Source organism: Sphingobacterium rhinopitheci, from assembly GCF_022627575.1.
GTDB lineage: Bacteria > Bacteroidota > Bacteroidia > Sphingobacteriales > Sphingobacteriaceae > Sphingobacterium > Sphingobacterium rhinopitheci.
Map to the genome: position 1 here is coordinate 288,960 of NZ_JADEYQ010000001.1, position 21,715 is coordinate 310,674.

Here is a 21,715-nt window from a genome sequence, read left to right on the forward strand (position 1 = left end):
CTATAGTAGATACAGTAAAGCTATAAAAACAAAAAACCTATCAGTGTTGATAGGTTTTTGTATTAATCATTATCATGATCTGCAACAGCTAGTGAGAACTTCACTGCTTTCTGCGGATAAGCTGCTATACTTTTTGCACTGTTATTAGCAATTACTTTCTTAACACTAATACGATCTCCGGTTCTAAAATCAGATACTACTAACTGGTAGTCCAATAATAAAGGACCACAAAAATAATTTCCGTCAGCATCTCTTTCTATAACTCCTTGGTATAAACCTTCACGTGTTTCTCTTGCCATTCTTATTAATAATTTTTTTTCAAAGTTACGAAGATTTATTGCTTTATTTCAATTTATCTGCTGCATCCACTTCACGAAGTTCATCATCAAACAAAATTCGTACCGCTGGCGTATACGTATCTTCATATTGTTTGGTTCTACTAGCCCACAAAAAGGCCACTAAAAAGATCAATGCAATAAAGACCGAAAAACCAATTAACATAAATATAATATTCATATTGTATATTCTTTATATTTTCAAAAGGACACCCTTCAACAGCTACTATAAATTTAATTAAAATAAATCGTATGCAGAAAGGACTATATTATCCCTATATCAAACCGCGTTTCCTTCCATACAAACGCGTCATTAAACTTGTAAATGATATAATCGTCACCGTACTAATAGGCATTAATATTGCAGCTACCAAAGGAGACATTGTTCCTTGTACAGCAAAACTAAGGCCAACAACATTGTATAAAATAGAGATTACAAAACTCATCTTAATCACTTTGACCGTATCCTTACTAAAAGCAAAGAATTGTGGTAACTTCTCAAAAGAAACACCATCTAAAATAGCGTCGCATCCTGGCGAAAAATTATTGATATCATCGGATACTGCGATTCCTAGATCTGCCTTTCGCAATGCTCCAGCATCATTGAGGCCATCTCCAAGCATACAAACCTTTTGTCCTACTTTTTGCCATTCTTCAATTTTCAATAGTTTATCACTCGGATTTTGATTAAATAACAGATTGGCACTCGAAGGAAATATTAATTTTAGGGCTTCTGCCCTGCGTTCATTATCGCCAGATATTAAATGTAAGTTATAATCGCTATTCTTAAAAATGTTGAGCACGTCAGAAAGGCCATTTCGCCAAGATTGTTCCATTGTAAATAATCCTTTTATCTGATTATTTATCTTTACATACACAATAGAGCCTTCTACAATTTTCTTTTCTACTTCGACAAAAGATGCAGACCCTATTTGTATAGTATAATCTAAATAGGTAGCTTTTTGTCCTTTTCCAACGTGTTCTTCATAATTTTCAAGAGGTAATGTTGGGCAATCTCCAAGCCACTTTATAATTTCGCGGCTCAATGGATGATTAGAATTACGGCAAACGGCATAAACAAGGTTCTTCTCCATAGGTGACAGCTCACCTTCAAAATACATACTCGAAGCCGTTGGCGAAGTGATGGTTCCTGTTTTATCAAATACCATTGTATCTATAGCTGCCATCTGTTCAATAGCTGCCGTATTCTTTACATACAGTTTATTTTTATCAAAAATACTTAATGCTGCAGACAAGGTAAATGGTGAGCTCAATGCCAAAGCACATGGGCAAGCAATAATAAGTACAGCTGTAAATGCCCCCCAAGCCTTATCTGTATTACCACCGACCATCCAAAACAAAGCTGCTACAAAAGCTATAGAAATCAGTCCTACCGTAAAATATTTACTAATAGTACCTACGAAAGTATCAAAATTCTTATCGTATGATTTGAAACTATCATTGTTCCATAGTTTAGTAAGATAACTTTGGGATACGGCTTTAACTACTTCTAGCTCTATAGCACCTCCTGTCTGACGACCACCCGCATAAACTACCTCTCCCAAAACTTTATCTACCGCTTTACTCTCGCCAGTAACAAAACTAAAATCTACCGCAGCATCCCCTTTTAGCAAAATCGCATCTGCAGGAATAATCTCATTGTTGCGGACCAAAATACGGTCACCAACATTTAAATCCGCAATCTGCGTAGGTTTTTCTTTATCATCTTTCAATACCGTTACAGCGACCGGAAAATATGATCTGTAATCACGCTCAAAAGAAATATGATAATACGTTCGCTGCTGTACCCATTTACCAATTAAGATAAAAAATACTAAACTGCATAAGGTGTCCATAAAACCGGGACCCGTTTGCGTAATAATTTCTACAGCCGAACGAAAGAATAGGACAAAAATCCCTAATGCTAAAGGTACGTCTAGATTCAGGCGTTTTTGCTTCAGACTATACCAAGCCGATTTAAAATAATCCGATGCCGCATAAAATAAAACAGGTATTCCAAAGGCCAAATTCATATAGCCAAAGAAGCTTGAATACTCTCGTTCAAAAGAGCCCATTCCAAAATAATCAGGAAAACTTATCATCATTGAATTACCGAAGCAGAATCCTGCTACCGTAATTTTTGTAATAAGGCTATTCTGATTGTGTTTCTTTCCTTCTTTAATTACATCTTGCAACGTTATTTTGGGATCATAACCTATATTGTGAAGAAGTCCAACAAGTTCACGCAAGGAAAGCTCCTGCTTGTTAAATGTAATACTAGCCTGTTTTTTCATAAAATCAACTCGCGATGATTTTACGGCTGGAGCTAATTTATATAAGTTCTCTAATAACCAAATACATGAACTACAATGAATAGCAGGCACATAAAAAGTGATTACTGCCATTTCTTCGTCTTGATAATCAACCAATTTGGCTATGATATTGGGTTCATCCAAATAGCTTAAATCTTCTTTTTGAGATTTTTGAGATTTCCCCGGATGTGTATTGTATTTATAATAGCTTGCTAAATTATTTTCATTCAAAATTTGATAAACCGTTTGACATCCTAAACAACAGAATTTGTGCTCTTGTAGAACATACGAGGAATCCTCAATTTTGTCTCCGCAATGATAGCAATTTGTTGCAATTTTCAACGATGAACTAGTAGCCATAATATATCAATTAAATTGCTTGACTAAATAAATTGCTGCGTTCTTTAGTCTTTTGTAGACGCTCATCAAATACCATACATACATTGCGTAAAAATGATCTACCTACTTCTGTTATTTGAATGATATTACCTTCTTTAGTCACTAGTTTGTCTTCAATTAACGGTATCAAGCGTTCGCATATCTTTGAGTTTAAGGAAAAATCTTTCTTCAATATTACTTTTCCACGGCACATCATATCCAAAATATATTGGCGTATTACTAAATCTTCCTCATGTAATAAATGACCTTTGAATACCGGTAACTTACCTTCATTAATTAAAGCATGGTACTCCTCTACAGTTTTCACATTTTGACCAAATGCAGACCAAGCATCTGAAATAGAAGATACCCCAAGGCCGATCATCAGCGGTGTATACCGATCTGCATAGCCCATAAAATTACGGTGAAGAGTCCCATCTTCAGAAGCCGTAAATAAAGCATCTTGAATCTTTGCGAAGTGATCCATCCCTACATCACGATACCCTGCTGCTTGTATCATTTCTTTACCCAATTTATACAGTTTCAATTTATCTTCGCCTTCGGGCAAATCGTGCTCTGTAAAGCCGCGCTGACCAGGTTTGATCCAAGGCACATGCGCATAACTATAGAAAGAAATACGATCAGGCGATAGAGCTAAAGACAATTCAAACGTAGTGTAAATTGTATTCATCGTTTGCTTAGGTAAACCATAAATAAGGTCAAAATTTATGGAATCATAACCTATTTCGCGAGCTGCGTGCATGACAAGTTCAACATCCTCGACGGTTTGACGACGGTTTATCACTTTTTGTACTTGATCATCAAAATCTTGAATACCTAGACTTAATCTTCTAAATCCTAAATCAAACAATGTTTGCAGATGCTCTTTTGTTGTATTTGCGGGATGTGCCTCGAAAGAAAATGAAGCGTTATCAGTTTTCTCATTTCCTAATAAAATGCCATCTATCAAGCGCTCTAAATTTGCAGGGGCAAAAAAAGTAGGCGTACCACCACCGAGATGGATTTCACTAATTTTGATAGCACCATTACCCAATGTTTTTTTATACATATCCCATTCCTTTAACAAGGAAGAGATATAAGGATCTTCTACCTGATGATTTTTGGTGATTCTAGTATTACAACCACAATAAGTACACAGACTCTCACAGTATGGGAGGTGAATATAAATACTTATTCCTTTATCTTTAGAGGAGTTATAACGCTCTAGGACGCGAAATTTCCATTCTTTCTCTGTAAAAAAATCATTCTCCCAAAAAGGAACTGTCGGATAACTTGTGTAGCGTGGAGCGGCAACATTATATTTAGTAATCAAAGAATTTAGCTGCATAATACGTTATTTTAGATCTTCTTTTTTAGCACATTGAAAGGCACAATGACAAGATTGGCCTAGACAATCACCTTTTTCCCAATTATTCAAATTCGCAATCGTCTGATGAGCGATACTTTCTAATGAATCATCTTCTAAAGGAGTATTAGCAAGGTGTAACTGTAACTTACCGGCATATTCTATATCAATATGATTTAGAGTTCTAGAACGACTGATGATTTTTTTTACGCCAACGGCTGCTAGCAAGTCTAATATATCTTTAGTAAGAATATCACGATCTGATACAATAATAACCTCTTTACCTTCAGCATATTGAATAGTACTAGCATCCAAAGGGTTAGATATCAATGTAAAATCATGAACCTTAGCATTTGCCTTAGCTAATGATTTCTTCTCAAAATCTAAAATATTATAAGCGACTACTTTCATAAATAGCTGAATCGTAATTATTGTTCCAAAACTATCTCAATTAGGAGGAAATATCTATGTAGACTATCAAATTAATATGTGACATAAATCACAACTGCCATAAAAAGCAAAAAGACAGTTACTAGAACTGTCTTTTTGCTTTTTATTGCTTTACATTTTTGAGTTTTTCTATGGAATAGATCCGAATAGCATTCCCTTCTTTGACGATTAGTTTTTCGTCCTTAAAGTCTGCTAACATCCGGCTAATGGTTTCATTTGCTGTACCTGCCAGTGCGGCTAGATCATCTCTAGAAATACGAATTAATACCTCATCCTGGTTTGGATTCTCGACAGATTTTAGCGCTACATTGACCAACGTATTAGCTACTCTTTTGCGAACCGAATCATAAGCGAATCCAAGCATCTGCTCTTCCTTTTCCTTAATATTGCCAGACAATAGTTTTATAAACTTCGTTGCAATAGCCGGTTTCTTATACATCAATTCAAAAAATTTATCCTTCGCTATTAAGGCAATTTCAGAATCTTCTAGCGCACCAGCATTATCTGTATATTTTTCATTCAGCAAGACCGATTCATAACCAAAGAACAAATCATCAATATGAATGCCTGTGGAGAGCTCACGTCCATCTTGATAATAAAGAAAAGTACGAATCTTGCCCTTCATCACATAATATATAAATAAAGGACTATCCCCCTCTTCATAGATCAATTGCTTCTTTTTGAATGTTTTTATCCGCGCTTCTTTTAGGAGATCTTTCAGCAAGTAGTTCTGCTCCTCTTCATCTAAAAACAGACTAGGTGCTGTGGAAGGAATTACCGATTGAAAACTATCTCTCTTTTTTAAACGACTCTCTATAGCATTTAATAATTCAATATCATCAAAGGGCTTCACTAGGTAATCATCTGCCCCCATTTCCATTGCTTTACGCATGTCCGAACGCTCAGATTTGGCCGTTAAAAATATAAAGGTAATATGACGTGTAGCCTCATACTTATTAAGCATATACAATACCCCATAACCATCCAGCTCTGGCATCATAATATCACATAGAATAAGATCAGGAACATGCTTAATAGCTAGCTCTACACCGATTTTTCCATTTTCTGCAGTAATAACCTCATAGTCTCCAGTGAGGTTCAATATTTCTGCTGTCCCCTCTCGAATCTCAAAATTATCTTCAATGATGAGTATCCTTCGTTTATTCATAATAGGATGTATGTTTTATTTCTTAAAAGTCATCTTAAACAGCGTTCCTTCATTCACCGCCGAGTGATATACCATTTCACCTCCCATCAGAGAGATGTACCTTTTCACTATATTAAGCCCCAGTCCCGTTCCCGGAATATTACCTATATTATGTGCTCTAAAAAAAGGCTCGAAAAGGTTTTTTTGATCTTCTTCAGGAATCCCAATACCATTATCCTTCACACAAATAGTACATTCATCCCCATTTATCTCCGTTGTAAACTCTATAAAAGTATCTTCACCTGAATATTTTACCGCGTTGGAAATAAGATTAATAATACTACTTTTCAACAGATGAGCATCTAATTCAAATTCAGCCTCAGAGCCAGTATGTTGATATACAATATGTTGATTTTTCTTACAAATCATCTGCATCTCCTCAGATATTTCTTCCCCAAGATGCACTAGATTTATTAACTTCTTATTTACGACGACAACACCAGTATCTAACTTTTCTAAAGATAAAAAGTCATTAAGAATACCATTCAACAATTGAACGGCACTTTTGATCCTTCCGGTATGCTTTACGACAGATTCAAAATCAGCTTTTTCGGTATACTTATTGATTAGAGAAGCTGATAATTGAACGGAACTAAGCGGAGTTCGAAATTCATGTGAAGCCATCGATACAAAGCGTGATTTCAACTGGTTCAATTCACGCTCCTTTTCTAAAGAGTTACTTACCTCAGCTTTTGCAAATTCCAATTCCGACACTAATTTTATTAAGTCTTTCGTACGCTTACGAACGATCTCTTCCAATTCTAACGTATGACTTAACAATTTGTCTTCCGCTTGCTTCTCTTTGGTCAAATCATGTATAAACCCTGTAAATACAGACCTATTATCATAATATACCTCACTTACGGCCAAGCGAAAGGGAAAAGTACTGCCATCCTTTTTGCGTCCTAATACTTCTCTACCTTCCCCAATAATTTTCTTTTCACCCGTTTCTTTATACTTAGCGATATAGCCATCATGACGACTGCTATCAGGCTCTGGCATTAGCATAGAAATATTATTCCCTACGACATCATCTAAACTATATTCGAATAATACTAATGCCGCAGGATTCATAGATTCAATTATTCCACGGCTATCGATAGTAATAATACCATCAATAGCCGTGTCAATCATTGCCGCTAATAGTTTGGACGATTCTAGACTCATAAATAACTACTTAACAAGTTTTTTATATTTCACACGTTTAGGACCGACGTCGCCTAATCTCTTTTTACGGTTTTCTTCATATTCGGAATAGTTACCTTCAAAGAAATACACTTGAGAATCACCTTCAAAAGCTAAGATATGTGTACAAATACGATCTAAGAACCATCTATCGTGGGAAATAATAACAGCACAACCGCCGAAATTCTCTACCCCTTCTTCCAAGGCACGCAATGTATTAACATCTATATCATTGGTAGGCTCATCTAATAATAATACATTGGATGCTTTTTTCAAGGTAATAGCAAGATGAACACGGTTGCGCTCACCACCAGACAATACACCAACTTTTTTCTGCTGATCACCACCATTGAAATTAAATTTAGAAACATAGGCTCTAGAATTGATAGTCTTATTTCCTAAGATCAAATTATCATTACCGCCTGTGATATTTTCCCATACAGATTTCTCAGGATCCAAATCATCATGCATCTGATCTACATAACCCAATACCACAGTCTCACCTACACGGAAAGATCCTGTATCAGGTTGCTCTTGGCCCGTAATCAAACGAAACAAAGTAGTCTTGCCGACACCATTGGGACCGATGATACCTACAATACCTGCTGGAGGTAGAGAGAAGCTTAAATTTTCGAATAAAATACGATCTCCATATGCTTTAGATATATTTTCCGCCTCAATAACGACATTTCCTAAACGCGGTCCTGGCGGAATAAATAATTCTAAGTTATCTTCTCTTTCTTTAGTTTCTTCCGAAGCTAATTTCTCGTAGTTGTGCAGACGAGCTTTAGATTTAGCGTGACGTGCTTTAGGAGCCATGCGCACCCATTCCAACTCACGCTCTAAAGTTTTTTGACGCTTTGTCTCTTGCTTTTCTTCTTGTGCTAGACGTTTTGCTTTTTGATCCAACCAAGAAGAGTAATTTCCTTTCCATGGAATACCTTCACCTCTATCTAATTCTAAGATCCAGCCTGCCACATTGTCTAAGAAATATCTATCGTGGGTAACGGCGATAACGGTACCTTTATATTGTTGCAAATGTTGCTCTAACCAGTCTATTGACTCCGCATCCAAGTGGTTGGTAGGTTCATCCAATAATAACACATCAGGTTCTTGCAGTAACAAGCGACACATCGCTACGCGGCGACGCTCACCTCCTGACAAATTGGCAATCAAAGCATCCGGCTCTGGACAGCGTAAAGCATCCATTGCTCTTTCCAATTTAGAATCTAATTCCCAAGCATTTGTTGCATCTATTTTATCTTGTAGTTCACCTTGACGAGCCAACAACTTGTCCATCTCATCAGCGTTTTCATACACCTCAGGTAAGCCAAATTTTTCATTTATCTCTTCATACTCTTTCAAGATAGCCGTGATTTCTGCGACACCTTCTTCTACAATCTCTTTGACTGTCTTTTCGGGATCCAAAATAGGCTCTTGCGCCAAATATCCTACTGAGTACCCAGGAGAGAACACCACTTCACCTTGAAATGATTTATCTAATCCGGCGATAATCTTCAACAAGGAAGATTTACCAGATCCATTCAATCCTATCACACCTATTTTCGCACCGTAAAAGAAAGAAAGGTAAATATTTTTTAAAACTTGTTTTTGAGGGGGGTAAATTTTATTTACTCCCGCCATTGAAAAGATTATTTTTTCGTCTGACATATTGTGTCGGCTAACAATTAATACTTATTTATATATGTTAACAAATATATCAATTAGAAGCCTAAATAAAAAGCTATTGAAGACAACAAAAGGTAATTCCTTTACAGTAAATTGTAATTTCAACTGTCAATTTGACGAATAATAGATATGGCTTGATTGTTGATAAATAATAGTAAAATATAAGACGGGATAATTATTTATTTCATACATTTATATCATCCGTCATATTTTAATTTAAAGAAAGGTAATTACATGGAAGCAAAATTCTCACCAAGAGTAAAAGACGTTATCTCCTACAGTAGAGAAGAAGCATTACGACTTCGTCACGACTATATAGGGACAGAACACTTATTACTTGGGCTTATTAGAGAAGGTGATGGTGTGGCAATAAAAATTCTTAGAAATTTAAATATAGATACCAGTGCAATCAGACAATCTATTGAGGATGCTGTAAAAGGCTCTTCAGTGTCTCGATCACCTGTAGGATCCGTTCCTCTTACTAAACAAGCTGAAAAAGTATTAAAGATCACCTATTTAGAGGCGAAAATTTTTAAAAGTGATATCATCGGCACAGAGCATCTTTTACTTGCAATCCTTCGTGATGAAGATAATATTGCTTCGCAGATATTACAACAATATAACATCTCTTATGATCTCTTCAAAAATGAAGTAGAACAGAGTAAGACAGGTATTACGGGGGACGTGGGTGGATCGCCAGCTTCTGATGACGATTATGCTGAAGAAGACAATTTTTCAGCTCCAAAGAAGGTTTCAGATATTAAATCAAAAACTCCTGTTTTGGATAATTTTGGGCGTGATCTTACACGTGCTGCTGAAGATGGAAAATTAGACCCTATCGTAGGGCGCGAAAAAGAAATTGAGCGTGTTTCTCAGATATTATCACGTCGCAAGAAAAACAACCCTATTTTAATCGGAGAGCCTGGTGTTGGTAAATCTGCTATAGCGGAAGGTTTAGCCTTGCGTATTGTTCAGCGTAAAGTTTCACGTGTACTCTTCAACAAGCGTGTCGTTACATTAGATCTAGCTTCATTAGTAGCAGGCACAAAATACCGTGGACAGTTTGAAGAACGTATGAAAGCTGTCATGAATGAATTAGAGAAATCACCTGATGTGATTCTATTCATTGATGAGATTCACACCATTGTTGGTGCTGGAGGAGCTTCAGGTTCTTTAGATGCTTCCAATATGTTCAAACCAGCATTGGCACGAGGTGAAATACAATGTATTGGTGCTACAACATTAGATGAGTACCGTCAATTTATTGAAAAAGATGGTGCATTAGATCGTCGTTTCCAAAAGGTAATCATTGAACCAGCTTCACATGATGAAACATTGGAAATATTAAATCGTATAAAAGATAAATACGAAGAACACCATAATGTTAATTATACTCCTGAAGCACTAGAGGCTTGTGTAACATTAACTACAAGATATATAACGGATCGATTCTTACCAGATAAAGCGATCGATGCTTTGGATGAAGCCGGCTCACGTGTACACTTAACTAATATTCATGTTCCTCAAACGATCATCGAAATCGAAGAGAAAATTGAAGAAGTAAAATTAGAGAAAAACAAAGTTGTTCGTTCCCAAAAATATGAGGAAGCAGCAAAACTTCGTGACACAGAGAAAAAGCTATTAGAAGAACTCGATAGGGAAAAAACAGCGTGGGAAACAGAGACTAAATCTAAACGTTATACGGTAACAGCGGATAATGTTGCCGAAGTAGTATCCATGATGACAGGTATACCTATCCAACGCGTAAACCAAACAGATAGTCAAAAACTATTGAATATGGGAGATGCGATGAAAGGACGTATCATTGGACAGGACGACGCTGTAGGCAAATTAGTGAAAGCTATTCAACGTACCCGTGCAGGCCTTAAAGATCCTAAAAAACCAATTGGTTCCTTTATTTTCTTAGGACCTACCGGTGTTGGTAAGACCGAATTGGCTAAGGAATTAGCACGTTTCATGTTCCATTCAGAGGATTCATTGATCCAAGTGGATATGAGTGAATATATGGAAAAATTTGCGGTATCACGTTTAGTAGGAGCGCCTCCAGGATATGTAGGTTATGAAGAAGGTGGTCAATTGACGGAAAAAGTACGTCGCAAGCCATATTCTGTAGTTCTATTGGATGAAATTGAAAAAGCCCATCCAGATGTATTCAATCTACTGTTACAAGTATTAGAGGAAGGACAGTTGACAGATTCATTGGGTCGTAAAGTAGATTTTAGAAATACAATCATCATTATGACATCAAATATTGGTGTTCGCCAGTTGAAAGAATTTGGTCAGGGAGTTGGTTTCACAACGACGGCTAAAGAGAATCAAACAGAGTCACATTCTAGAGGCGTCATCGAGACTGCCTTGAAACGTGCCTTTGCACCTGAATTTTTAAACCGTATTGACGATGTCATTGTTTTCAATTCATTAACGAAAGAGAATATTTTCAAAATCATCGATATCGAATTAAAATCTTTGTTTGGACGTATTGAAGCTTTAGGTCATTCTATTACATTGACAGATAAAGCCAAAAACTATATCGCTGAAAAAGGTTTTGACACTAATTTTGGAGCACGTCCACTTAAACGTTCTATCCAAAAATACCTTGAAGATCCTATTGCTGAAGAAATCTTAAAAGGTGAATTGAAATCTAAAGATATTATTACAATAGATTTAGATGAAGAGAAAAAGGAAATTATCGTTAAAGGTGAAAGCCCTGCAGCATCTGAAGATTCTGTTTCTACGGATGTAAGTGACGAAAAAGAGAAATAATTTCATTCTTTATATCAATAAAAAAGAGGCTGTCCATTTTGAGACAGCCTCTTTTTATTGATATAAAATTTAACTTTTATGGCAACTTAGAAAAATTAACCTTTGGTGCTTTCTTTGTATTATTAAAAGTAAACACAGTACCCGGTTTTTCAACCTCATTAAAGAAACCACCCATCTTTAGGAAATATCCTGTCGACGTAGTCCCACCAGTAGCATCTACACGCTGATTGGCATTATATGTAGCATCAACAGTTAGTTTAGCACTTTCTACTTTTTTCCATGCCCCATCATAAACCCATTGATTATTAAAGTTCACTTGGCGTGTCAAATAGCCTTGATTGGGGTTAAAATTTTCTAAGAAACTATGAAATCTTGTCAAATACGTATTGGTCTTCGGCCTTTTAAAACTAGCGATCAATTTCCACGTTTTCATTTCAGGAGCCAAAAACCAAGCGGTATAAATAGTACTACCATTGCCATCAGGCTTACCTTTTAACAAAAATTTATACGATTGACCAGCTTTCCAATTATAGCGTAAGTAACTCTGCCCACCCGAGCCTTCATTACCAAACTCACCAGTATGTACATCTGTACCTTTTTTCAATAAATGTATTTTCTCATCATCAGGAATCGCTTTCGGATCGTCTGTATGGAAAGGACTCCATACCGAGAATAATATACGTCTTTCGGTAGATGAATTTACTTGTATCCCAAAATATCCTTCTCCAAAGCCATTAGCCATAAAATATGAACCTATTTGATCCTCTCCTTCTGGTACTAATACTTCATTATAATAGTAAGTAATATCAGATTTAGTAGGTACAGTATAGCCTAAATGACATGATGGTCCTCTTCTAGCCCAATAATAATAGCTTGGATCATTCGAATAGATAATACCAGCTTCTACAGCAGTCCCCGAAACAACGATATCCGTAATCTCAGCACTACCAGCTACAGCTGTTAGATCCACATGGTAATAGCCTGCAGATTTAATGTCGAAATCACCCAAAGGTAAAGTTTCCGTAGTCTTGGTAAAATTAACAACCTTGGTTTGATTCATAAAACCAACCTTTACACTAGCCCCATTTGAGGATCTACCTTTTACACTTACTGTCAAAGTACCATGACCTAGTACTTTAAAATAGACATTAGTACTATTTTTTGTACGTTCAGAGATCGTTGCAAAATCCTTTCCTATTGTGGACCTGCCTGCAGTATGACCAATTTCAAAAGCATTGCCTATGAGTGGTATAGTATATATTTTTTCAGGGTTAGAATCAGCAGCGTATCCTACTGAAATATGCATTAGACATAATGCGGTAAATACATATAAATAAAATAATCTTTTCATAAAATAACAGTTTAAGTATCAAATGTAATAGAAATAAAATAGAGATCTATAGCAAACTCATGAAGCAAACGATTGCCCCACAGATTTGTTACTAACGAAAAAATCCAATTTCTTACGAAATTGGATTTACAATATTTATATATTATCCGTTAAAAACCTACAGATTTCAAATTAAGCCCGGTTCTCTCTTCCAACCCAAACATCAAGTTCATATTTTGAACTGCTTGGCCCGAAGCACCTTTTAATAAATTATCTGTAGCATTAAGAATCAACAATTTGCTTCCGTGCTTCTCCAAATGAATAATAGACTTATTAGTATTAACCACTTGTTTTAAATCAATATTGGCTTTAGATACAGTAGTAAACGGATGCGAAGCATAAAATGTAGTATACAAATCATAAGCTTCATCTTCTGTCAAGTCAGTATCAACATAAATCGCTGAAAATATACCTCGCGTAAAATCACCACGTTGGGGAATAAAGTTAATTTTCTCAGCAGCTCTTTCTAATAGAGAACCTCCTTCAGTCGGAAGAAAACCTGATTGCAATTGATCCAATGACTCTGAAATCTCCTGCAAATGCTGATGCTCAAAAGACTTATATGCGGACTGATTATTATTGCGCCATGAGAAGTGAGACGTCGCTGTAGGCTTTTGCCCTGCGCCCGTCGATCCTGTTGTCGCATTGATATGAATCTGATTTGGCAACAATCCTTTGGATGCTAAAGGCAATAATGCCAATTGAATATTCGTCGCAAAACATCCTGGATTTGCAATATACTGCGCGGATTTGATAGCTTCACGATTCAGCTCCGGTAATCCATATACGAATTGTTTCCCTTGATATGCTGTATTAGCACGTAAACGATAATCTTGTGATAAATCAATAATTTTTACGGAAGGATCTACAGGATTAGCATCCAAAAACTTGCGCGCATCACCATGACCAACACACAAAAATAAAACATCAATATTAGAATGAAAATCGGATGAAAACTCTAAATCTGTGTCACCAAACAAATCGTTATGTACATCGTATAACTTATTGCCTGCATTGGAGGCCGAATTAGCAAATACAATCTCCACATTGGGATGATAGATGAGTACACGCAGCAATTCACCACCTGTATACCCTGCTGAACCAACTATTCCTACTTTAATCTTGCTCATAATATTTTTAAGGTTTATAAAAAACGTCATTTTGAGGAATTCAAAATGACGTTTAAGTTATATATTAAAACTACAAATTAGCCTTTATTGTTTACTTTATGCCAAATGTTAGTTTGATTACCAAAGATTTTAGAGAATCCTTTTACATCATCTCCTGTATATCCTTCGTTCATCTCACCGTAGCTACCGAATTTATTATTCATCAAATCGTGTTCTGACTCAACACCTACTACTACAAATCTGTATGGGTGCAATTCAACAATAACACGTCCCGTAACCATCTCTTGAGCGGACGTCAAGAATGCTTCAATATCACGCATTACAGGGTCATGCATTTGACCTTCATGCATCCAGTTACCATAGAAAGCAGCGATCTGGTCTTTCCATGACAATTGCCATTTTGTTAATGTATGTTTCTCTAAAGTATGGTGTGCTTTTACCAAAATAATTGGGCCTGCAGCCTCAAAACCTACACGACCTTTGATACCGATGATCGTATCTCCAACGTGGATATCACGGCCGATACCATATGGTTGTGCGATGTCTTGCAACTGTTGAATAACTTTCACAGCACCAATTTTTTCACCATTTAAACCCACAGGCTCACCTTTTTCGAAATCTATAGTAATCGTTTGCGGCTCCGTAGAAGTTGCTGGCGTAGGCCATGCTGACTCTGGCAAATACTGATTTGAAGTCAATGTTTCAGCACCACCTACAGAAGTACCCCAAAGTCCTTTATTGATAGAATATTTAGCTTTTTCAGCACTATAAGGGAAACCATGTTTACCTAAGTAATCAATTTCAGCCTCACGAGACAATTTCAAGTCACGAATTGGGGTAATAATTTCAACACCTGGAATCAAGGTATTGAAAATCATATCAAAACGAACTTGATCATTACCAGCACCCGTAGAACCATGTGCTACACATTGAGCGCCAATCTTCTTAGCATAATTAGCGATTGCTGTAGCTTGTACAACGCGTTCCGCAGAAACGGATAATGGGTAAGTAGCATTTTTCAATACGTTACCGAAGATCAAATATTTAATAGTATCGCGGTAGTAGTCTTCAGTCTCGTCAATCGTAGTATGTGACTTCACGCCTAATTCGTAAGCGCGAGCTTCGATATTTTTAATTTCTTCATCAGAAAAACCACCAGTATTTACAACTACAGAATGTACTTCTAAACCTAAATCTTTGGATAAATGAATACAACAGAAAGATGTATCCAAACCACCACTAAATGCTAAAACTACTTTTTTCATTATTTTGATGCTATATATTAAATATTTAGAGCTCTTATTTTAAGCTTAACAAATTTACAAATTAAATTTCTTTTACTGTCTTCGCAGCGTCAGGAAGTACAGCAGCTACAATTTTCTTTGTAGACTTCCACAATTTTGCCTCAATACGTTTTAGCAAAGATTGCTTTTTGGAGATCCGTTCCAGACGCTCTTTAGCCTCCGCACGACGCTGAATTTTCTCTTTCAATTCGCGTTCCTTTTCTACAGGATCCCACAACATTGCAGTACACATACAGTTTTTACGCTCTTTGCTGACGAGAATATCAAAATTTATACAACTTTGGCATCCTTTCCAAAATTCTTCATCTTGGGTAAGCTCGGAGTAAGTAACTGGTTCGTAGCCCAAATCGGAGTTAATTTTCATGACCGCTAAGCCTGTCGTCAAACCGAAAATTTTCGACTTAGGGTATTTTTCACGTGAAAGCTCAAAGACGCGTTTTTTGATTGCTTTTGCCAATCCTACTTTACGAAAGTGCGGATTTACAATCAACCCCGAGTTAGCGACATAATCACCGTGTCCCCAAGTTTCGATATAGCAAAAACCAGCCCATCTACCGTCTTTATGCAAAGCAATAACGGCTTTACCTTCCTCCATTTTTTTCGCTACGTACTCTGGTTTACGTCTTGCGATCCCTGTTCCGCGCGCTTTGGCGGACTCAAACATTTCATTACAAATGTTCTCTGCATAACCTATGTGGTTTGCAGTAGCAGGAATAATTAAAAAATCTGAAATTGTCATCTAAGATGTCGACCTAATAATTAATACACTTTCGTGTGATAAAACTAATAACTAATGATTAAGAAATTCATCGAGCTAGATGAATTCTTTGTGAGTGGAAGTAACCTGCCTCTCGAAATCAAGCTCGAGGCAGAATAGGTCGTCGAAATCGCAGAATTGGACAATTTAAACGATTATGACCAGACAACAGCATACTAACAAACTTATTGAAAGTCTGCATTTTGCTATATATATATTCTGTTCTGTAATTCATTTAAATCTTAAATGTTTCTTTCTTAAATCTAACAGCGCAAAAGTATAAAATTTATTTTTTCTTTTATGCAATTTTAGTGTAGTTTTTTTTAAAAATAGATTATACTATTCCATTACCTACGAAAAACTATTAATAAGACATAAAAAACGTTGAAATGTTTAAAATTGTTAGTATTTGATTGGGAAGACCTACTTCCAATACGCATTAATAATGAAGACATAGCATCACAAAAGTCTCATAATAATGATTCTCATTTTGTTAATCTTATTAAATAGACTAATTTTGGCGAATAATTTAATTGACAAATAATATCATGGTAGGACCAAGCATAATCTTCTATTTAATTTTCGCAATTCCATACATCTTCGTTATGTATTGGTTAGTAAAACAAGATAAACAAAAATATGTTTGGGGTATTTCTATTGTTACCATCTTAGCGGTCATTGCTATATACGTATCTCAAAAAGCGAGTAAAAATGCTATAGAGAACTATAAGCAACACCAAATAGATGCTCGTGAACAAGAAGCAGACAACATAAAATAATATTATATATACGGAAAAGTCCTTTATAAATATACCCCGAGAAGTAATTAAACTATCGGGGCATATATATTGTTCTTAAGCTCTTTTTTTTTAATTGATTTTCTCTCCAATTAAATTAATATGGAGGATAAAATCATCTTCAATAGCGCCATCTCCTAATCCAGAGAATATACTTCCCGATTTATATGTGACATCATATTTTGTACGATTAACTTTGACTTCTAAAGCCTTCGCTATGACAGCATCTTTCGTATAAGTAATATCTGCAGGGAACGACAAATCATGTGTAATACCTTTAATCGTCATTTTTCCCTTTACAAGATTACCAGAAACACTCGTTATTACAAATGAAGCTGTAGGGAACTTATCTACAGCAAAGAAATCATCATTTTTCAAGTGCTGAATTAATTTTGCTGGAGCTTTATCAGATGAAATACTCTTCGTATTCATTACAATTTCTCCAGATACCAATTGTTGCTTGCTAAAGTTTAACTTACCACGCTCTAAAGCAATCGTTCCTTCTGTAAGACCACCTACAATCTTCTTGCCCGACCATTTGACGGTTGATTTGGCTGTATTAATTTTAAATTGTTCTGTATTCTGTGCGAATACTACAGTACCTATAAATAACAGTAAAACTGTCAATAAATTCCTAATCATTAATCTGTTATCCCTTCTAATTTTAATATAAACGCGTATTCTAAAGCCTTATCCTTTAGGTAATCAAATCGCCCTGAGGCACCACCATGACCAAAGTCCATGTCAGTTTTTAATAAAATCACATTGTCACCTTTCTTCGTAGCACGTAATTTAGCGACCCACTTAGCGGGTTCAAAATATTGAACTTGACTATCATGCAAACCAGTAGTAACCAATAAGTTGGGATACTCCTTAGCCTCAATATTCTCATACGGAGAGTACGATTTCATATATTCATAGGCCTCCTTATTGTTAGGATTGCCCCACTCGTCATATTCGTTTGTTGTCAATGGAATCGTTTCATCCAACATCGTATTAACGACATCGACAAATGGCACTGCCGATATCACACCATTCCACAACTCAGGTGCCATATTAATAACTGCCCCCATCAACAAACCACCCGCACTACCACCATTGGCGTACAAATGCCCCTGACTGGTGTATTTGTTTTCGATTAGGTATTTGCCACAATCAATAAAATCGGTGAACGTATTAATCTTCTTCATCATTTTACCATCCTCATACCATTGGCGTCCCATCTCTTCTCCCCCACGAATATGTGCTATAGCATATACAAAACCTCTATCCAACAACGCTAACCGTGCAGTACTAAATGTAGGATCCATCGATGCCCCATACGAACCATAAGCATATAAAAACAATGGTGCAGAGCCATCTTTGTTGGTTCCCTTTTTATAGACTAAAGAAATTGGCACTTTGGTACCATCAGTAGCGGTAGCAAAAGTACGCTCAGTAATATATTCCTCTTGGTTATATCCACCCAATACTTCCTGTTGCTTTAATAAAGTCTTCTCTTTGGAATTCATATTATAATCAAAAGTGGACGATGGTGTTACCATTGAAGTATAACCATAGCGTACCACATCAGTATCATACTCTTCATTAACCGAAGGATATACCGTAAATGCGGCCTCACCAAAATCTAGATCATGGGTAGACTTATCCTTCAAATTAAGAATAGATAGATTCGTCAGACCATTCTTACGCTCAGAAATAACTACGAAATCCTTAAACTCATCAATCCCTTGTACCAATACATCTTTACGGTGTGGAATAAATTCTTTCCAATTTTCTTTTGTCGTTTTATTCAAAGGTGTTTCTACGACTTTAAAGTTTTGTGCGTTGTCATTGGTTACGACCAAGAATCTATCTTCTAAAGGAACGACAGAATATAACACATCTTTCAATCGCGGTTGAAAAACCTTAAAAGTACCATTAGGATCATTAGCGTCCAAATACAGCGTTTCAGAACTTAAAGTCCCTTGTGATTCAATAAATATATATTTATTATTTTTGGATTTACCAACACCAATATAGTTTGTATTATCCTTTTCATCGTAAACCGTAACATCAAGATCTTCACTTGTTCCTAAGGTATGACGTTTGATTTTTTCAGACAATAAAGTAATCGGATTTTTGGCGGTATAAAAAATAGTCTTATTATCTGCCGCCCATGTCGCACTACCTTCAGTACGTGAAATTCTATCTTTCAGAATTTCTCCTGTTTCCAGATTCCTAACCTGTATCACATATTCACGGCGTGATACGGTATCTACACTATAAGCCATCAATTTGTTATCTGGACTAATAGAATATCCGCCTAAGGCAAAGTAAGGTAATCCTTCAGCCATCTTATCAACATCTAATAGCACCTCTTCAGGAGCATTTAAATCCCCTTTTTTACGACATATCTTATAATACTGCTTCCCCTCCTCCGTCTTATTATAATAGTAATAACCATTCTTGAAGTAAGGAACAGACTCATCTTTTTCTTTGATACGAGATTTCATCTCTTCAAATAAGCGAGCTTGCAATGGCTCGGTACTTTTCATCATCGTTGCAGTGTAAGCATTCTCTGCCTCTAAATACTTAATAACATTTGTTGAATCATCACCTTTTTTAAAATAATCATTCATCCAATAGTAATTATCTACAACGGTATCACCATGAATGATACGCGTATAAGGTTTTACATCAGCTATTGGAGGAGTGGCATCTGGCCATACTACGCTCATTTTTTCTCTTTTTTGTGCACACGAAGACACAATTACGCCTAATATTATCATGTAATTAAACTTTTTCCCTCTCATACTAGTCTATTCGAATTAAGATCATGATTAGTTAATTAAAGAATAAAGCTATGCAAATAAACCGTTACATAGCTAATTTTAGCTAAATTTAACGCAACAAAAAGTAGAGTAACCTTATATTTGTTAATTAAATTCATACTATGTTTAAATCTAAAGTAGCAATAGCTTTACTAGCAATCAGTATATTACCATTCTCCGGATTTTCCCAATCTACAGGAGATAAAGCCCCTGCCAACTGGTATAATCTAGATTATAAAACCGATAAAGTAATGGGCATAAGCACTGAAAAAGCTTATGATTTATTAAAAGGCAAAAAATCAACTCCTGTAATAGTTGCTGTAATTGATGGTGGTGTAGATGTCAACCATGAAGATCTCAAAGATGTTTTATGGATTAATGAAAAAGAAAATACCAAAAGCAGTAAAGATGGTAATAATAACGGCTATATAGGTGACAAATACGGTTGGAATTTTATCGGCAATGCCAATGGAGAGAATGTCAATTATGACAATCTTGAGGTAACAAGACAAATTGCGCTATTTGAACCTAAATATCAATCGGTACTCCCAAGCACTAAATTATCTGCTAAGGAAAGAAGAGAATTTGTAGCTTACCAAAAAATGGTTGCCGACTATGCAACTAAGATGGAAGAGGCACAATTTGGTGAACTAAACTATTTGAAGCTTAAAGAAAATGTAGATAAAATAATAAAAGCTATAGCTAAAGAACCAAAAGATATTACCAAGAAAGATTTAGATGACTATCAAGCTAATAGTGACTCCGAGAAATTAGCCTTGCGTGTAGCAAAAAAAGAAGCTGATAAAACGAGTTTCAATGACTTCTATAAAGATATTATAGAGGCTACCGAATATTTTACCGCACAGACAAAGTATCACTTAAATAAGGATTATGATTCCAGAGTAATCGTTGGTGACGACTATAATGATGCTTCCGAACGCTATTATGGCAATCCTGATGTAAAAGGGCCTGACGCTAGCCATGGTACACATGTGGCAGGGATCATTGCTGCTAAGCGTAATAATGGCATCGGTATCAATGGCGTCGCTGACAATGCAAAAATCATGTCTATCCGCGTAGTGCCCAATGGCGATGAAAGAGATAAAGATGTAGCTAATGGTATACGTTATGCTGTAGACAATGGTGCTAAGGTAATAAATATGAGCTTTGGGAAAGGCTATGTTTATAATAAAGCAACAGTAGATGAAGCGGTAAAATATGCTATGGAGAATGATGTATTATTAATCCATGCTGCAGGCAATGACGGCAATGACATTGATATTACCCCAAATTTTCCTACAAAATATTTTACAGATGAAGATGACGCCATAACTGGAGAAGCTCCCAATTGGATTACTGTAGGTGCTACATCATGGAAATTGGACGATGGATTATTAGCCGATTTTTCTAACTATGGTTACAAATCTGTAGATGTATTCGCGCCAGGTGTAGAAATTTATTCTACAATGCCAGAAAATGAATATAAAGTTCAACAAGGAACAAGTATGGCCGCACCTGTAGTAGCTGGATTAGCTGCAATATTGCGTTCGTATTATCCTGAGCTAACTGCCAAAGAGGTGAAAGACATCATACTCAATTCAGTAACTAAAGTAGATAAGAAAGTGAAAATCAAAAAAGAAGGATCTACAAAAAAGGTATATTTAGATGAAATATCGGTAAGCGGAGGTATAGTGAATGCCTATAACGCGATCGTAGAAGCTAATAAATATATAGCTAATAAAAAATAAAAAAATGTTAAATATCTATAATAATAATTTTTATTTTTCGTTAACTAATTAAAAGCTAATATAAAATAAA

17 protein-coding genes are annotated in these 21,715 nt (G+C 35.9%); 3 read left to right on the plus strand and 14 right to left on the minus strand.

Annotated elements, in window-relative coordinates; all coding sequences use genetic code 11:
- Nucleotides 1-62: 62 nt before the first annotated feature.
- The 8 genes from IP023_RS01320 to ettA form a co-directional block, all read right to left on the minus strand.
- Entirely contained in the window at nucleotides 63-299 is a 237-nt protein-coding gene (locus IP023_RS01320; protein ID WP_241788444.1) for a hypothetical protein, read from the minus strand.
- A 43-nt stretch (nucleotides 300-342) separates the two neighbouring features.
- The gene (ccoS, locus tag IP023_RS01325; RefSeq protein WP_241788445.1) at nucleotides 343-516 is read right to left on the minus strand and encodes a cbb3-type cytochrome oxidase assembly protein CcoS; all 174 of its coding nucleotides are present in this window, start codon (nucleotides 514-516) and stop codon (nucleotides 343-345) included.
- A 94-nt stretch (nucleotides 517-610) separates the two neighbouring features.
- The gene (locus tag IP023_RS01330) at nucleotides 611-3,007 is read right to left on the minus strand and encodes a heavy metal translocating P-type ATPase (protein ID WP_241788446.1); all 2,397 of its coding nucleotides are present in this window, start codon (nucleotides 3,005-3,007) and stop codon (nucleotides 611-613) included.
- 10 nt (nucleotides 3,008-3,017) lie between these two features.
- Nucleotides 3,018-4,373 (minus strand): oxygen-independent coproporphyrinogen III oxidase, encoded by a 1,356-nt coding sequence (gene hemN / locus IP023_RS01335; protein ID WP_241788447.1) that lies wholly within the window; start codon nucleotides 4,371-4,373, stop codon nucleotides 3,018-3,020.
- Between the two features lie 6 nt (nucleotides 4,374-4,379).
- The gene (locus IP023_RS01340; RefSeq protein ID WP_241788448.1) at nucleotides 4,380-4,802 is read right to left on the minus strand and encodes a Rossmann-fold NAD(P)-binding domain-containing protein; all 423 of its coding nucleotides are present in this window, start codon (nucleotides 4,800-4,802) and stop codon (nucleotides 4,380-4,382) included.
- Nucleotides 4,803-4,944: 142 nt separating this feature from the next.
- Nucleotides 4,945-6,009, minus strand: coding sequence for a response regulator (locus IP023_RS01345; protein WP_241788449.1), 1,065 nt, complete (start codon nucleotides 6,007-6,009; stop codon nucleotides 4,945-4,947).
- A 15-nt stretch (nucleotides 6,010-6,024) separates the two neighbouring features.
- On the minus strand, nucleotides 6,025-7,215 hold the full coding sequence (locus IP023_RS01350; RefSeq protein ID WP_241788450.1) for a PAS domain-containing sensor histidine kinase: 1,191 nt from the start codon (nucleotides 7,213-7,215) through the stop codon (nucleotides 6,025-6,027).
- Nucleotides 7,216-7,221: 6 nt separating this feature from the next.
- Nucleotides 7,222-8,904 carry an energy-dependent translational throttle protein EttA gene (gene ettA / locus IP023_RS01355; protein ID WP_241788451.1) on the minus strand — a complete coding sequence of 561 codons (1,683 nt, stop codon included), beginning with the start codon at nucleotides 8,902-8,904 and terminating at the stop codon, nucleotides 7,222-7,224.
- Between the two features lie 252 nt (nucleotides 8,905-9,156).
- On the opposite strand from ettA, the gene IP023_RS01360 reads away from it, so the two are divergent.
- Entirely contained in the window at nucleotides 9,157-11,706 is a 2,550-nt protein-coding gene (locus IP023_RS01360) for an ATP-dependent Clp protease ATP-binding subunit (RefSeq protein WP_241788452.1), read from the plus strand.
- Nucleotides 11,707-11,782: 76 nt separating this feature from the next.
- On the opposite strand, the gene IP023_RS01365 is transcribed toward IP023_RS01360, so the two are convergent.
- The 4 genes from IP023_RS01365 to IP023_RS01380 form a co-directional block, all read right to left on the minus strand.
- Nucleotides 11,783-13,057, minus strand: coding sequence for a DUF3472 domain-containing protein (locus IP023_RS01365; protein ID WP_241788453.1), 1,275 nt, complete (start codon nucleotides 13,055-13,057; stop codon nucleotides 11,783-11,785).
- A 149-nt stretch (nucleotides 13,058-13,206) separates the two neighbouring features.
- Nucleotides 13,207-14,226, minus strand: a complete 1,020-nt coding sequence (argC, locus tag IP023_RS01370) for an N-acetyl-gamma-glutamyl-phosphate reductase (protein WP_241788454.1) — start codon at nucleotides 14,224-14,226, stop codon at nucleotides 13,207-13,209.
- Between the two features lie 77 nt (nucleotides 14,227-14,303).
- Nucleotides 14,304-15,491: an argininosuccinate synthase gene (argG, locus tag IP023_RS01375; RefSeq protein WP_241788455.1), complete on the minus strand. Its 1,188-nt coding sequence runs from the start codon at nucleotides 15,489-15,491 to the stop codon at nucleotides 14,304-14,306.
- 61 nt (nucleotides 15,492-15,552) lie between these two features.
- Complete coding sequence (locus IP023_RS01380) at nucleotides 15,553-16,269, minus strand: GNAT family N-acetyltransferase (RefSeq protein WP_241788456.1); 717 nt, start codon at nucleotides 16,267-16,269, stop codon at nucleotides 15,553-15,555.
- 623 nt (nucleotides 16,270-16,892) lie between these two features.
- Here IP023_RS01380 and IP023_RS01385 point away from each other — a divergent pair.
- Entirely contained in the window at nucleotides 16,893-17,066 is a 174-nt protein-coding gene (locus tag IP023_RS01385) for a hypothetical protein (protein WP_241788457.1), read from the plus strand.
- A gap of 90 nt (nucleotides 17,067-17,156) precedes the next feature.
- On the opposite strand, the gene IP023_RS01390 is transcribed toward IP023_RS01385, so the two are convergent.
- Nucleotides 17,157-17,726 (minus strand): YceI family protein, encoded by a 570-nt coding sequence (locus IP023_RS01390; protein ID WP_241788458.1) that lies wholly within the window; start codon nucleotides 17,724-17,726, stop codon nucleotides 17,157-17,159.
- Nucleotides 17,726-19,804, minus strand: coding sequence for a S9 family peptidase (locus IP023_RS01395; protein WP_241788459.1), 2,079 nt, complete (start codon nucleotides 19,802-19,804; stop codon nucleotides 17,726-17,728). Before IP023_RS01395 ends, IP023_RS01390 begins: the two co-directional genes overlap by 1 nt.
- 215 nt (nucleotides 19,805-20,019) lie before the next feature.
- Here IP023_RS01395 and IP023_RS01400 point away from each other — a divergent pair, with 215 nt between their 5' ends.
- Nucleotides 20,020-21,645: a S8 family peptidase gene (locus tag IP023_RS01400; RefSeq protein WP_241788460.1), complete on the plus strand. Its 1,626-nt coding sequence runs from the start codon at nucleotides 20,020-20,022 to the stop codon at nucleotides 21,643-21,645.
- Nucleotides 21,646-21,715 lie beyond the last annotated feature (70 nt).